The organism is Ruegeria sp. BC7 (assembly GCF_056539165.1).
In genome coordinates, this window is the sequence record NZ_JBQFUL010000002.1 from 123,856 (window position 1) to 136,993 (window position 13,138).

A 13,138-nucleotide genomic window follows, 5' to 3' on the forward strand; every position below is an offset into this window, starting at 1 on the left:
GCTGAAACCCCCTGCTGAGGATGCACCAGTTTTGAGCAGCCCGGAGTATTTCAATCAAGGTGAGCTGGTCGCGGTGCTGACAACGCAACCGCTGGACCGGACCTTGGATTACAAGGCGCCCGAAGGCGGGTGTTTTCTGGGCGCGTTTGTCGAGGTGCCTCTGGGTCCGCGCAAGGTTCTGGGCGTGGTTTGGGGGCCGGGGCAGGGGGGCTTTGATCTGGCCAAGGCGCGCTCGGTGATCCGAGTGCTTGAGGTCGCGCCAATGCGCGAAGAGATGCGCCTGTTTCTGGGCAAGGTGGCCGACTACACGCTGACGCCGATGCCCGCAATGCTGCGTCTGGCAACCCGCGCGCCGGGGCTGGGCGATCCGCCGTCGATGAGGAAGGTCTATCGGCTAGGGACTGCCGAGCCGGATCGGATGACAGATGCACGCACTCGTGTTCTTGAGGTGCTCCGTGATTTTGGAGGTTTGGCCTTCACCCTGAGGGAACTGGCAGAGCAGGCGGGGGTTACATCGTCGGTCGTCAAGGGGTTGGTGAAACTGGGGGCCGTGCGCGAGGAAGACAGCCCGCGCGATCTGCCCTATCCGCGACTGGACCCTGATTTGCCGGGGAAGAAACTCTCGGGTGATCAAGCGGCTGCGGTCGAAAGGTTGCAGGCCGGTCTTCGAACGGGCGATTACGGCACGACGTTGTTGAAAGGTGTCACGGGATCGGGAAAGACCGAGGTCTACCTGGAGGCCGTGGCAGAAACCTTGCGCATGGGACGTCAGGCGCTGGTGCTGCTGCCCGAAATCGCCCTGACCGCCGAGTTCCTGACCCGGGTCGAGGCGCGGTTTGGCGCGCGCCCGGCCGAGTGGCATTCGGGTGCAACCATGACCGAACGCCGGCGCGTCTGGCGGATGGTTGGGCAGGGGGATGCGCAACTGGTCGTGGGCGCTCGGTCCGCGCTGTTTCTGCCGTTTAGGGATCTTGGGCTGGTCGTGGTCGATGAAGAACACGACACCTCGTACAAACAGGAAGACGGCGTGCATTACAGTGCGCGAGACATGGCGGTCCTGCGGTCCTCAATTTGCGGAGGGCGGGTGATTCTGGCCAGTGCCACTCCGTCGCTGGAAAGCTGGGCCAATGCCGAGGCCGGGAAATATGAGCGGCTCGACCTGACGTCGCGCTTTGGCGCGGCGGTTTTGCCCGAGATGAAGCCCATCGACATGCGGGCCGAGCAGATGCAGCCGGGGACGTGGATTTCCCCCTCGCTGCGGCAGGCAGTGCGGCAACGGATCGAGCGCGGTGAGCAGTCGTTGCTGTTCATCAACCGGCGCGGTTACGCCCCGGTGACATTGTGCCGGGCGTGCGGCGAACAGATCGCCTGTGACCATTGCGACGCGCGGATGGTCGAACACCGGTTCCTCAAACGTCTGATGTGCCATCAATGCGGTGAGACGAAGCCGATGCCCGAAGCCTGCCCTTCTTGCGGGGTCGAGGGCAAGCTGGCCCCGGTCGGGCCGGGGATCGAACGGCTGGCGGAAGAGGCAGAGGCCACCTTTCCCGAGGCCAAGATCGCGATGCTCAGCTCCGATTTGTTCGGTTCGGCCCGCGCGCTGAAGGCAAAGATTGAAGAGATTGCCGAAGGCGACGCGGATCTCATTATCGGGACGCAGCTAGTGGCCAAGGGGCACAACTTCCCCAAGCTGACGCTGGTGGGTGTGATAGACGCGGACCTCAGCCTGCACGGTGCCGACCTGCGCGCGGCCGAGCGGACTTTTCAGCTTATGCGGCAGGTTGCAGGGCGGGCAGGGCGCTCGGACAAGCCGGGGCAGGCGCTTTTGCAGACTTTCCAGCCTGAACATCCCGTAATCCGCGCTATTCTGTCAGGGGATGAGGAAGGGTTCTGGAAAGCCGAAGCAGCAGGTCGTCAGGCTGCGGGCGTGCCTCCTTATGGGCGCATGGCTGGAATTGTCCTCTCGGGGCCAGAGGTTGGGCCGGTTTTCGACATAGGCAACGCGATGGCGCGCAACGATGCACCTTTGCGTGACATCGGCGCGCAGATATTCGGTCCTGCGCCCGCGCCGATCGCCCGGATACGGGGGCGGCACAGGGTGCGACTGCTGGTCAAGGCTCCGAAAGGCGCGCCCATTCAGGATGCGATTGCCCGGTGGATTGCCCCCTTGCGATTGAAGGGGGATATACGCCTGACGGTGGATATTGACCCTCAAAGTTTCTACTGATCTCTGCATCCACGCAGATCGACTGTGCGCGGGCTGCTGCCCCCTCGCCAAAGCGCGAAAATAGGCGTAGAGGGAGTCCCATGCTGAAACCAATGCCCCTTTCCGAGGCGCAGAGCCTTCCGTTCTGGCGTCGTCCCGTTACGCTCTTGTTCGTGATGGCATTGACCATGCCCATCGCGTTCAACGCGTGGAGCGCGCTGTTGAATAATTTCGTGATTGAAGTCGCGAATTTCGACGGAGCGGATATTGGGCTGCTGCACACGGTCCGCGAAATTCCGGGTTTTCTGGCTGTCGGCGTAATTGCCGTGATCCTGTTCGTTCGTGAACAGGTGCTGGCCATGATTTCCCTGATCATGCTGGGCGTCGCGACGGCGGTTACTGCGTGGTTTCCAAGCCTTGGTGGATTGTTGTTCGTCACCCTTTTTAGCTCGATCGGGTTTCACTACTACGAAACCGTGAACCAGTCGTTGCAGTTGCAGTGGCTGCCCAAGGACCGGGCGCCGCAGGTGCTGGGCTGGCTTGTGGCGATGGGTTCGGCGGCAACGGCGGTGGTTTACGGGCTGATCGTGCTGACATGGGACCGGTTCGATCTTTCCTACAATACGGTCTTCATGGCCGCCGGAGGGGTTACTGCATTGCTGGCGCTGTTTTGCCTGGTCGCCTACCCGCAATTCGACGCGCCCACGCCGCAGACCAAGAAACTGATCCTGCGCCGCAGATACTGGCTGTACTATGCGCTGCAATTCATGGCCGGTGCCCGGCGGCAGATTTTCGTTGTCTTTGCCGGGTTTATGATGGTGGAAAAATTCGGGTTTGAAGTGCACGAACTGACTGGCCTCTACCTGATTAACCTGATGATCAACATTGCTGCCGCTCCGATGCTGGGCAAGGCGGTGTCGGTCTTCGGCGAGCGTCGCACGCTGATCTTTGAATATGCAGGTCTGGCTATCGTGTTTGCAGCCTATGGCGGGATCTATTGGTTTGGTTGGGGCGTGGTGCTGGCCGCAATCCTCTATGTCATCGATCACGTCCTGTTCGCACTGGCGTTGGCTTTGAAGACCTATTTCCAGAAGATCGCGGACCCTGCTGATATCGCGCCCACAGCTGCGGTGGCATTTACGATCAACCATATTGCCGCCGTGTTCCTGCCTGCGCTTTTGGGGTTGCTTTGGGTCGTGTCGCCCGGTGCCGTGTTTGCGCTGGCTGCGGCAATGGCTCTAATCTCACTGGCGCTGTCTCTGCTGATCCCGCGCCACCCTGAGCCTGGGAATGAAACCATCCTGTCGAAATACGCTCCGGCACCTGCGGAATAAGCCGGCGCTTGACCTCGGCCGTTAGTGGCCATAGGCGCTGTGGCAGATGACACAGGAGGCCCATATGCCCACTTTCACCGCGCTGACCACTTTGACTGGCAAAAAGGCCGCCGAGGGCTTGGGTGAGGCGATGGAGCGTCTGGAGCCTGAACCAACAGGTGTTGGCGTATTCGAGGTCGAAGACGGCTCGGGCCTTTGGGAAGTTGGGGGGTATTTCACCGAAACCCCGGATGAAACCGCCTTGGCGGTACTGGCCGCCGCGTTTGAGGCCAAGCCGTTTGTCGTCTCTGAGTTGCCCGAGACCGATTGGGTCGCTCATGTTCGACGCGAGCTGGCACCGGTCGAGGCCGGGCGGTTCTTTGTCTATGGCAGTCATGACGCGGATAAACTGCCCGAAGGCCGCATCCCGTTGCTGATTGAGGCAGCTATGGCCTTTGGGACCGGGCACCACGGTACGACATTGGGGTGCCTGAAAGCGCTGGACCTGCTGCTGGACGAAGGCTTTGCCGCCGCAAAGGTCGCCGATATCGGTTGCGGGACCGCTGTATTGGCTATGGCCGCTGCGCGGGTCTGGGACGGGGACATCATCGCAAGCGATATTGATCAGGTGGCTGTTGATGTCGCTGAAGCCAACCTGAAGGCCAATGGTATGGCCGGACAGGTAAAGTGTGTCGAAGCGGCAGGCTTTGATCACCCGGATCTGAAATCCCATGCGCCATACGATTTGATATTTGCGAATATTCTCAAGGGGCCACTGGTCGCCTTGTCGCCGGAAATCGCCGCGAATCTGCGAGTCGGTGGTTATGCAATCCTTTCGGGAATCCTCAACGAGCAGGCGGATGACGTCATTTCCGTTTATCTCCAAAACGGATTTAATCTGTCCAATCGTTCCGAAATTGGTGAGTGGACAACGCTAATCTTAAGCAAACAGGGCGGAAATTAGACCATTTACAGGAGTTTTGTGGATTCTCGCCACGCTTTTGTCGCAATCTCAATCTACCGTCTAAACGTGTGAACGGGGGCGGTTTTTGGAGGCTGCCATGACTGGAAAACAACTGGAATTTGATCGGCGCATTAGTCGTCTGAACAAAAAGCACGCCAAGCTAAGCCGCGGCTATCGCGCGACGATGCGCAAGGATGGTCTGGTCGTGATGCGGCCGCAGCGTGTGCAGTCTGCCGTGCCTGCCAAGGTTCTGCTGCTGTGTCTCGTTGGCCTGTTTGCCTTCAAGACGTTTCTGCTGACAAGTCTCGGCTCGTCTGCCTATCAGTATCGGGTCGATAGTCTGGCTCAGGGTACGTCGGTTGAAAAGGCCGGTGCCTGGGTGATGCAAATTGATCCGCTCTCAGAACATATCTCGGCTCAGTTGGGTAAGTTCCTTCGCTGAGTTTCGTCCGCTCTGACTAGAAACGCCGCGCATTGAAAGATGCGCGGCGTTCTACTTTGCCCCCGAGGGAGGAGGAAGGGGCGAGTGAGTGGTGGGGGTGTGCTATTCCCTACCGACGACCTTCCGCGACGACATCAATGTCGCCTCGGCAAAGACCAATATCTTCGAGTTCGCGGTTCGTCAGGCGATTCAGAACGTTTCGGGTAACGCGGGCGTCGTTCCATTCGACAACGGCGGTGACAGCCGACGCAATAAATGCGCCGATACGGCCAGCAAGGCCGAACGAGCCAGTGGTGGCGCGGGTGGTATCCAGTGCAGCCATATCCTGTTTCCTTCTGGTTAAAGTTCATGTCTCGATCATTCGATCTGAGCGGCATCTAGTGATCTAAATCTGGCTATACAAGCGCAGAAATTGCATGTGTCCTATGCGTTTTCTGCAAAGCTAATATGGCGTGAAAAGCCCTTAATTTTATGGCCATTTTTCCGAAAGAAAACGTGTCGAAAACAGACTTTTCGCTGTCGCAATTTGACCAGTTTGTCGGACCCGGAACAGGGATGTCGTTTTTGGACTGCGGGTCAATACACTTGGAAAATGTTCATGCTTCGTGCTAATTCGGTTTTAAGATCACAAGAACCCGAGCAGGCCGAGGCAAAAAATGCGAATTCTGGGCATAGATCCGGGTCTCAGAACCCTGGGATGGGGCGTCATCGATTCGCATGGCAGCCGCCTGAGCCATGTCGCCAATGGTTTGTGCAAGTCAGATGGTGATGACTTGGGCGAGCGGCTGCTGTCTTTGCACAATCAGATTGTCGAGGTCATTGCGGAATACCAGCCCGAACAGGCGGCAATCGAACAGACCTTCGTGAACAAGGATGGTGCGGGCACGCTAAAGCTGGGTCAGGCGCGCGGGGTGGCGTTGCTGACGCTTGCGCAGGCCGGGCTGAGGATTGGTGAATATGCGCCCAACCGGGTGAAGAAAACGGTGGTGGGCGTTGGCCACGCCGAGAAAGAGCAAGTCCTGCATATGGTCAAGCTCCAGCTTCCGGGGTGCCAGCCCAAAGGCGCGGATGCCGCAGATGCGCTGGCTATTGCGATCTGTCACTCATATTACGGTGCAGCGCCCCAGGCGCGAATGAAAGAGGTTCGGGCATGATAGGGAAACTGACAGGGCGGCTGGACTACCGCGCGGCGGATCACGTTCTGATCGACGTGCGCGGGGTGGGATATATCGTCTATTGCTCGGATCGGACAATGGCCGCTCTGCCGGGGGTGGGCGAGGCGGTCTCGATCTATACTGACATGGTCGTGCGCGAGGACCTGATGCAGCTTTACGGCTTCTTGTCGCTGGTCGAGAAGGAATGGCATCGGCTGCTGTGCTCGGTTCAGGGGGTGGGGGCCAAGGTATCCTTGGCTATCCTATCGGCGCTGGGACCGGATGGCGTAAGCCGAGCAATTGCGCTGGGCGATTGGGGCGCGGTGAAGGCTGCCAAGGGTGTTGGCCCGAAGACAGCACAGCGCGTCGTTCTGGACCTCAAGGACAAAGCGCCGGGCGTGATGGCGATGGGCGGTACGGTGACCGAGGCGATGGACGGCCCTGATCTTGAGGTTGTCGAGGCGGTCGAACCTGCGCCCAAACGCGTTGTCAAACCTGCGTCGGGGAACGCTGCGGCCTCTGCTGGTGCGTTGTCGGCCTTGTCGAATCTAGGGTATGGCCCGTCTGATGCTGCATCCGCCGTGGCCGAAGCCGCCGCCAGCCAGCCCGAAGCGGGCGAAGCCGATTTGATCCGCGCCGCGCTGAAGCTGCTGGCTCCGAAAGGCTGAGTGAATGGTAGACGCTGATCCCACCCTGCGCCCTGATCCGCTGCCCGAGGACAATGACCGCGCCCTGCGTCCGCAGGGGCTGGATGAATTCATCGGGCAGGCCGAGGCGCGCGCGAACCTGCGCGTGTTCATCCAGTCGGCCCGGCAACGGGGCGAGGCGATGGATCATACGCTGTTCCACGGCCCTCCGGGGTTGGGCAAGACGACGCTGGCGCAGATCATGGCGCGTGAGTTGGGGGTGAATTTCCGCATGACCTCTGGCCCCGTGTTGGCCAAGGCGGGTGATCTGGCGGCCATCCTGACCAATCTGGAATCGCGCGACGTGCTGTTCATCGACGAGATTCACCGGTTGAACCCGGCGGTTGAAGAAGTTCTGTACCCCGCGATGGAAGATTTTGAGCTTGATCTGGTGATCGGTGAAGGCCCGGCGGCGCGCACGGTTCGGATCGAGCTGCAGCCCTTTACTCTGGTCGGGGCCACGACGCGGATGGGCCTGCTGACCACTCCGCTGCGCGACAGATTCGGCATCCCGACGCGGTTGCAGTTCTATACCGTGGATGAGCTGCACGAGATCGTCACCCGCAACGCCCGCAAACTGGGTGCGCCCGCTGACGACGATGGCGCGCGTGAGATCGCCCGGAGGTCACGCGGAACACCGCGTATTGCCGGCCGACTGCTGCGGCGCGTGGTGGACTTTGCCATTGTTGAAGGCGACGGTCACATTACCCGCGATCTGGCCGATGGCGCGTTGACCCGGCTGGGGGTCGACAATCTTGGACTAGACGGTGCGGACCGGCGGTACCTGACGCTGATTGCCGAGAATTACGCCGGTGGACCCGTTGGCATCGAGACGCTCTCGGCGGCGCTGTCGGAAAGCCGCGACTCGCTGGAGGAAGTCATCGAGCCGTATTTGCTGCAACAGGGTTTGATCCAACGCACGCCACGCGGTCGGATGCTGGCGCAGAAGGCGTGGACTCATCTTGGAATGGCCGCGCCCATAGGACAAAGCGATCTGTTTGGTTGAAGCTGGTCGCCATAGCTTTTAAGGGTTCGAGCAACCCATTTGTGACCACCGAGGATTGCGCGTGACACCCGAAGACATCCAAGCGTTGTTCACCCGCGAAAGCGGCGAGTTCCTGTTTGCACGCTGGGGTCGCCCCATCGTGCCCATCGTTTTTGGTGTGGAAGACGAAACGCTGGCGACCGTCAAAGGCGCGTTTGAAGCCGTCGTCACCCTTGCCGGTCACAAAATGGCCGAGACCGACCCGGAACTGGGCGCAAACTGCATGGTCTTCTTCTTCCGCGATTGGAAGGAATTGCTTGAGGTTCCGGATCTGGACCGCCTGGTGCCTGATCTAGCCCCCTTGGTCGAGCGACTGGTTGCGGCGGATGCCAATCAGTACCGTATTTTCAGGTTTGAAGAGGACGGGTCGATCCGGGCGGCGTTCGTGTTCCTTCGGATGGACAAGGAACTGGCCAAAATTCCGGCTGAAACCTTGGCGCTGAGTCAGGTGGTGCAGACGATCCTACTGTGGTCTGACGCTGCTTTTCGCAGCGCGTCGCCGCTGGCGATTGCAGGTGACGCGACGATACTGAGGCCGGACATTGCCGGACTGATCCGTGCGGCCTACGATCCAGTTCTGCCGAGCGTCGCGCAGGACCCATCGCACGCTCTGCGATTGTTTGCGAGGTTGGAGCAGCCGCAATGAAACATGTGTATCCCGTTCAGGTTTTCTACGAAGATACAGACATGGGCGGTGTCGTGTATCACGCAAACTACCTGAAGTTCATCGAGCGTGCGCGATCCGACTATGTGCGTAAACTGGGCAACGATCAGAACGCCATGCGCGATGCTGGTATTGTCTGGGTCGTCCGCAGGATCGAGGCGGATTATCTGGCTCCGGCCAAGTTTGAAGACGAGCTGATCGTGGAAACCGAAGTCGCTTCTGTTTCGGGTGTGCGCCTGACCATGGATCAGGTCGTAACACGCGACGGGACCGAGGTCTTTCGCGCGACAGTGACCGCCGTTTGCATGAATGCGCAGGGCAAGCCGGTGCGTCTTCCGGCAGAGATTCGCGCATTGTTGTAACAATTTGCGGGTCAAGGGTGGTTCTGTTGGCTTTTCATACCCAACTGCGTTAGCGTTTGGCAAAACAAGGCCAAAAGAACGGCCGTCAGGCAAAAACAAAGAGCAGGTTCATGGAAGCTGAAACGCTGGCGCTGGCGCAGGAGATCGACTTCTCCATGTGGGGGCTGTATGCCCGCGCGACCTTTGTCGTAAAACTGGTGATGCTGATGCTAATCGGCGCATCTATTTGGTCATGGGGCATCATTATCCAGAAACTCATCAACTATCGGGCCGCGCGGCGCGAGGCGCAGGTTTTTGATGAATCCTTCTGGTCAGGCAATCCGCTGGACGAACTGTTTGAACAGATTGGCACGCAGCCGGACGGAAGCTCGGAAAAGATTTTCGCGGCTGGCATGATCGAATGGCGCAGGTCCCATCGCACCGATGGAGGGTTGATTGCCGGGGCAACCGCGCGGATTGACCGGTCGATGGATGTGGCGATAGCGAAAGAGGCTGAAACGCTGCAAAAGGGGTTGCCAATCCTCGCGACGGTTGGCTCGACCGCGCCGTTTATCGGTTTGTTCGGCACGGTCTGGGGCATCATGAACGCCTTTATCGAGATTGCCGAGCAGCAGAACACCAACCTCGCCGTTGTCGCCCCCGGTATTGCCGAGGCGTTGCTGGCCACGGGTCTGGGGCTGCTGGCCGCGATCCCGGCCGTAATTTTCTATAACAAGCTCAGCGCCGATAGTGACCGGATCGTAGGCGGGTACGAGGCGTTCGCCGACGAATTCGCGACCATCCTGTCGCGCCAGTTGGATAGCTGACATGGGGGCTGCGGTTCAGCAATCCTCGGGCGGGAATGGGCGTCGGCGCGGACGGCGTCGGGGTCGCGCCCAGCCGATGGCCGAGATCAACGTGACGCCTTTTGTCGATGTCATGCTGGTGTTGCTGATCATCTTCATGGTGGCCGCGCCTCTGCTGACCGTTGGTGTTCCGGTTGATTTGCCCAAAACTGCCGCCAGCGCATTGCCCGGCGACAATGAAGAACCGCTGACCGTGACGTTGACTGCTGACGGGCGGGTGCAAATCCAGACCACGGATGTTTTGCGCGAAGAGTTGATTGGCAAACTGCGCGCAATCGCGGCAGAACGGAGCAGTGATCGCGTGTTCCTGCGCGCAGATGGCGCGATCCCTTATGCGCAGGTGATGCAGGTCATGGGCGCGCTGAATGCGGGCGGTTTTTCCAATGTGGGGCTGGTGACGGATACCGGCGGCCCGACACTGGACGAAGGTGGAGAGTGAGGCCGCGCGGTGGATACCGGCACCAAGATCTCGGCGATCGCCCATGTGACTCTGATCGGGTGGGCCTTGTTCGGCGGCACCTTTCGGTCCGAGCCTTTGCCTATGGCCGTGCAGGATGTTTCCGTGATTTCGGCTGAGCAGTTCGCGGCGATGACCGCTCAGCGCGACGCGCCCGAGGTGCCGACGCCATCGACCTTGCAGCAGCCTGAAGAACCGCAAGATAACACGGCCACCCCTGAACCCGTTGAGGAGGGGCAGCCATCCTCGGAAGTTTCGGAGGCGGTTGAGCCAGAGCCGGACCCCGAGCCAGAGGCGGTCGAGCCGCCGCCCGCGCCTGTCGAAGTGGAACAACCCCCTGCACTGGACCCTCCGCCCGACACTGAAATTGCGGCATTGCCCGTTCCACCCGGCCCCGAAGCGCAGCCGCGCCCAGCGGACAAGGTCGCGCCCGAGCCTGTTGCTCCGCCCCCGCCCGAGGCGGCTCCGGATGATATCGAAACACCGGCAGTGTCACTGGACGAAGGCGCAGAAATCCAGCAGGAGCAGCAAGACCAGACTGCCCCGGAAGAGGCCACAGACGAGATCGTGACCGAGGCTGAAGAGGCAGAGGAATACGCCCCCCGATCGTCTCCGCGCCCTCAGGTCCGTCCGAACCGGCCAACACCGCCAGCCCAGCCCGAAGTCGCTGAAACCGCAGAACCCGAGACCCCGGCAGCCGACGAAAGCGCCATTCAGGACGCTCTGGCAGAGGCGTTGGGCCAAGGCAGCGAACCCTCTGGCCCTCCGTTGACCAGCGGCGAGAAGGACGCGATGCGACTGGCCGTTTCGCGGTGCTGGAATGTTGGGTCTTTGTCAACGGATGCGCTGCAGACTGTTGTTGTCGTGGCGTTTTCGCTGACGCCGGACGGCAAGGTGGTTGGCGGCAGTTTGCGCATGATCGACAGTTCTGGCGGGTCTGCCGGGTCCGCGAGCCAGGCATATGAGGCTGCCAGACGTGCAATTTTGCGCTGTGGGGCAAAAGGATACGACCTGCCTGCTGACAAATACGCGCAATGGCAGGATATTGAGATTACATTCAATCCCGAGAGGATGCGGATCAAATGATGAGATTTCTGACCAGCCTGTTGCTGGGCCTGACGATGCTGACGGCCCCTGCATATGCCCAGAACGGACCGCTGCGTCTGGAACTGGATCAGGGGATCATCGAACCCTTGCCCTTTGCGGTGCCCAGTTTCGTACCTGATAACCCGGCTGCTGCCCAATTCGCGCAGGACATCTCGCGGGTTGTTGCGGCTGATCTGACGGGAACCGGGCTGTTTCGTGAGATTTCATCGGATGCGTTCATCAGCCGGGTCAGCAGTTTTGATGCTCCGGTTCAGTTTGCCGATTGGAAGGCCATCAACGCCGAGGCGCTGGTGACCGGCGCTGTGAACGTGTCGGGCAACAAGCTGACAGTGCGCTTTCGGGTATGGGATGTGTTTTCGGGTCAGGAACTGGGCAATGGCCTACAGTTTGCGGGCACCACCGATGGCTGGCGGCGGATGGCGCATAAGGTTGCCGATCAGGTTTACAGCCGTGTGACAGGCGAAGGCGCTTATTTTGATAGCCGTGTCGCCTTTGTGTCCGAGAGCGGACCCAAGGACCAGCGCCTGAAACGTCTGGCGATCATGGATTATGACGGCGCGAATGTGCAGTACCTGACCGACAGCGCTGCCATCGTTCTGGCTCCGCGGTTTTCGCCCACGGGCGACCGGCTGCTGTATACCAGCTATGAAACCGGCCAGCCGCGCATCTATGTGCTGGACGTTGATAGCGTCCGCCGGACCGAGCTGAATACACCGGGCGGTACTATGAGCTTTTCACCCCGGTTCTCGCCCGATGGTCGCTCGATCGTGTATTCGCTGATTCAGGGCGGCAACACGGACCTGTGGAAGATGGACCTGGCGTCAGGGCAAAGCGTGCGTCTGACGAATACGCCTGCCATCGAAACCGCGCCCAGCTATTCCCCCGACGGGTCGCAGATCGTTTTTGAAAGCGACCGCTCGGGCACTCCGCAGCTCTATATCATGCCCGCCAATGGGGGCGAGGCGACGCGGATCAGCTTTGGTCAGGGGCGCTATGGCACACCTGTCTGGTCGCCGCGTGGGGATTTGGTTGCCTTTACCAAGCAGAATAAGGGCCGGTTCCATATCGGCGTGATGCGCACGGACGGCAGCGAAGAACGCCTGTTGACCTCGTCCTTTCTGGACGAAGGGCCGACATGGTCGCCCAACGGTCGGGTCATCATGTTCACGCGCGAAACGCAGGGCGCAAGTGGTCGGGCGACGTTGTACTCGGTGGATATTTCGGGACGAAACCTGCGCCCGGTGCGGACACCGGATGGCGGAAGTGACCCGTCATGGGGTCCATTGCAGAATTGATCGGGGCAGGGGCTTGGAAAAGTTCACAAAAAACCTGCACTGTGATACAGAGACGGCAATAAACAGATAATATGACGAGGCACCTGAAATGAACGTATTGAGCAAAGTTTTAGCTTTGGGCGCGCTGAGTGTGATGGCCGCCTGTACCAGCAACGATCCGTCGGCGCTGGGCGGTGGATTTGGCAGCGGCGCTAATGGTGCGATCGCGCCCGGTTCGCCAAGCGATCCGCGGTCACCGGCATATTTCCAGCAAACCGTGGGCGATCGCGTGTTGTTCACTGTTGACCAGTCAACGCTGACACCGCAGGCGCAAACGGTCCTGCAGGGCCAGGCGGACTGGCTTCTGGCCAACCCCGACTTTGCCGCGACCATCGAGGGGCACGCAGACGAACAGGGCACGCGTGAATACAACCTCGCCCTCGGCGCGCGTCGCGCAAATGCGGCCCGCGAGTATCTGATCTCTCGCGGTGTTGCGGGTAATCGCCTGACGACGGTGAGCTATGGCAAAGAGCGCCCGATCGAGATTTGCAGCACCGAGGATTGCTATTCCAAGAACCGCCGCGCGGTGACGGTGCTGACCGGTTCAACCTTGGGGTAA

General features: G+C 60.2%; 15 protein-coding genes. 14 read left to right on the forward strand and 1 reads right to left on the reverse strand.

The annotated features are described in order from the left end of the window. Positions 1 to 31 precede the first annotated feature (31 nt). The 4 genes from ACR0KS_RS05595 to ACR0KS_RS05610 all read left to right on the forward strand — a co-directional run bounded on the left by ACR0KS_RS05595 (position 32) and on the right by ACR0KS_RS05610 (position 4,925). Complete coding sequence (locus ACR0KS_RS05595; protein ID WP_170565648.1) at positions 32 to 2,227, forward strand: primosomal protein N'; 2,196 nt, start codon at positions 32 to 34, stop codon at positions 2,225 to 2,227. A gap of 80 nt (positions 2,228 to 2,307) precedes the next feature. Next, the gene (locus tag ACR0KS_RS05600) at positions 2,308 to 3,540 is read left to right on the forward strand and encodes an MFS transporter (protein ID WP_170386223.1); all 1,233 of its coding nucleotides are present in this window, start codon (positions 2,308 to 2,310) and stop codon (positions 3,538 to 3,540) included. Between the two features lie 64 nt (positions 3,541 to 3,604). After that, positions 3,605 to 4,483 (forward strand): 50S ribosomal protein L11 methyltransferase, encoded by an 879-nt coding sequence (locus ACR0KS_RS05605; protein WP_170565645.1) that lies wholly within the window; start codon positions 3,605 to 3,607, stop codon positions 4,481 to 4,483. A 97-nt stretch (positions 4,484 to 4,580) separates the two neighbouring features. Continuing rightward, a complete protein-coding gene (locus ACR0KS_RS05610; RefSeq protein ID WP_170484504.1) occupies positions 4,581 to 4,925 on the forward strand; it encodes a hypothetical protein in 345 nt (114 codons plus the stop codon). Positions 4,926 to 5,034: 109 nt separating this feature from the next. Here the strand turns inward: ACR0KS_RS05610 and ACR0KS_RS05615 are convergent, their stop codons facing one another. Continuing rightward, a complete protein-coding gene (locus tag ACR0KS_RS05615) occupies positions 5,035 to 5,247 on the reverse strand; it encodes a DUF1127 domain-containing protein (protein WP_170386233.1) in 213 nt (70 codons plus the stop codon). Positions 5,248 to 5,581: 334 nt separating this feature from the next. On the opposite strand from ACR0KS_RS05615, the gene ruvC reads away from it, so the two are divergent. From ruvC to pal, 10 genes are all read left to right on the forward strand, one after another. Next, positions 5,582 to 6,079: a crossover junction endodeoxyribonuclease RuvC gene (gene ruvC, locus ACR0KS_RS05620; RefSeq protein WP_170386237.1), complete on the forward strand. Its 498-nt coding sequence runs from the start codon at positions 5,582 to 5,584 to the stop codon at positions 6,077 to 6,079. Further along, positions 6,076 to 6,747 (forward strand): Holliday junction branch migration protein RuvA, encoded by a 672-nt coding sequence (gene ruvA / locus ACR0KS_RS05625; protein WP_170565642.1) that lies wholly within the window; start codon positions 6,076 to 6,078, stop codon positions 6,745 to 6,747. The genes ruvC and ruvA overlap by 4 nt, the downstream gene beginning before the upstream one ends. A gap of 4 nt (positions 6,748 to 6,751) precedes the next feature. Beyond that, on the forward strand, positions 6,752 to 7,771 hold the full coding sequence (gene ruvB, locus ACR0KS_RS05630) for a Holliday junction branch migration DNA helicase RuvB (protein ID WP_170565639.1): 1,020 nt from the start codon (positions 6,752 to 6,754) through the stop codon (positions 7,769 to 7,771). A gap of 61 nt (positions 7,772 to 7,832) precedes the next feature. Beyond that, positions 7,833 to 8,456: a hypothetical protein gene (locus ACR0KS_RS05635; protein ID WP_170565636.1), complete on the forward strand. Its 624-nt coding sequence runs from the start codon at positions 7,833 to 7,835 to the stop codon at positions 8,454 to 8,456. Further along, positions 8,453 to 8,836, forward strand: a complete 384-nt coding sequence (gene ybgC, locus ACR0KS_RS05640) for a tol-pal system-associated acyl-CoA thioesterase (RefSeq protein ID WP_170386250.1) — start codon at positions 8,453 to 8,455, stop codon at positions 8,834 to 8,836. Before ACR0KS_RS05635 ends, ybgC begins: the two co-directional genes overlap by 4 nt. A gap of 110 nt (positions 8,837 to 8,946) precedes the next feature. Next, entirely contained in the window at positions 8,947 to 9,642 is a 696-nt protein-coding gene (tolQ, locus tag ACR0KS_RS05645) for a protein TolQ (RefSeq protein ID WP_170484512.1), read from the forward strand. A 1-nt stretch (position 9,643) separates the two neighbouring features. Further along, the gene (tolR, locus tag ACR0KS_RS05650) at positions 9,644 to 10,120 is read left to right on the forward strand and encodes a protein TolR (RefSeq protein WP_152457226.1); all 477 of its coding nucleotides are present in this window, start codon (positions 9,644 to 9,646) and stop codon (positions 10,118 to 10,120) included. A gap of 9 nt (positions 10,121 to 10,129) precedes the next feature. Then, positions 10,130 to 11,224, forward strand: coding sequence for an energy transducer TonB (locus tag ACR0KS_RS05655; RefSeq protein ID WP_170565631.1), 1,095 nt, complete (start codon positions 10,130 to 10,132; stop codon positions 11,222 to 11,224). After that, complete coding sequence (gene tolB, locus ACR0KS_RS05660) at positions 11,221 to 12,540, forward strand: Tol-Pal system beta propeller repeat protein TolB (protein ID WP_170565628.1); 1,320 nt, start codon at positions 11,221 to 11,223, stop codon at positions 12,538 to 12,540. The genes ACR0KS_RS05655 and tolB overlap by 4 nt, the downstream gene beginning before the upstream one ends. An 88-nt stretch (positions 12,541 to 12,628) precedes the next feature. Beyond that, positions 12,629 to 13,138, forward strand: a complete 510-nt coding sequence (gene pal, locus ACR0KS_RS05665) for a peptidoglycan-associated lipoprotein Pal (RefSeq protein ID WP_170386262.1) — start codon at positions 12,629 to 12,631, stop codon at positions 13,136 to 13,138.

What these genes read in the sequence shown, in the direction of transcription:
- ybgC (WP_170386250.1), top strand. Translation starts at nt 8,453, where the DNA reads ATGAAACATGTGTATCCCGTTCAGGTTTTCTACGAAGATACAGACATG.
- tolQ (WP_170484512.1), top strand. Translation starts at nt 8,947, where the DNA reads ATGGAAGCTGAAACGCTGGCGCTGGCGCAGGAGATCGACTTCTCCATG.
- pal (WP_170386262.1), top strand. Translation starts at nt 12,629, where the DNA reads ATGAACGTATTGAGCAAAGTTTTAGCTTTGGGCGCGCTGAGTGTGATG.
- tolB (WP_170565628.1), top strand. Translation starts at nt 11,221, where the DNA reads ATGATGAGATTTCTGACCAGCCTGTTGCTGGGCCTGACGATGCTGACG.
- ACR0KS_RS05615 (WP_170386233.1), bottom strand. Translation starts at nt 5,247, where the DNA reads ATGGCTGCACTGGATACCACCCGCGCCACCACTGGCTCGTTCGGCCTT.
- ACR0KS_RS05605 (WP_170565645.1), top strand. Translation starts at nt 3,605, where the DNA reads ATGCCCACTTTCACCGCGCTGACCACTTTGACTGGCAAAAAGGCCGCC.
- ruvA (WP_170565642.1), top strand. Translation starts at nt 6,076, where the DNA reads ATGATAGGGAAACTGACAGGGCGGCTGGACTACCGCGCGGCGGATCAC.
- ruvC (WP_170386237.1), top strand. Translation starts at nt 5,582, where the DNA reads ATGCGAATTCTGGGCATAGATCCGGGTCTCAGAACCCTGGGATGGGGC.
- ACR0KS_RS05600 (WP_170386223.1), top strand. Translation starts at nt 2,308, where the DNA reads ATGCTGAAACCAATGCCCCTTTCCGAGGCGCAGAGCCTTCCGTTCTGG.
- tolR (WP_152457226.1), top strand. Translation starts at nt 9,644, where the DNA reads ATGGGGGCTGCGGTTCAGCAATCCTCGGGCGGGAATGGGCGTCGGCGC.
- ruvB (WP_170565639.1), top strand. Translation starts at nt 6,752, where the DNA reads ATGGTAGACGCTGATCCCACCCTGCGCCCTGATCCGCTGCCCGAGGAC.
- ACR0KS_RS05610 (WP_170484504.1), top strand. Translation starts at nt 4,581, where the DNA reads ATGACTGGAAAACAACTGGAATTTGATCGGCGCATTAGTCGTCTGAAC.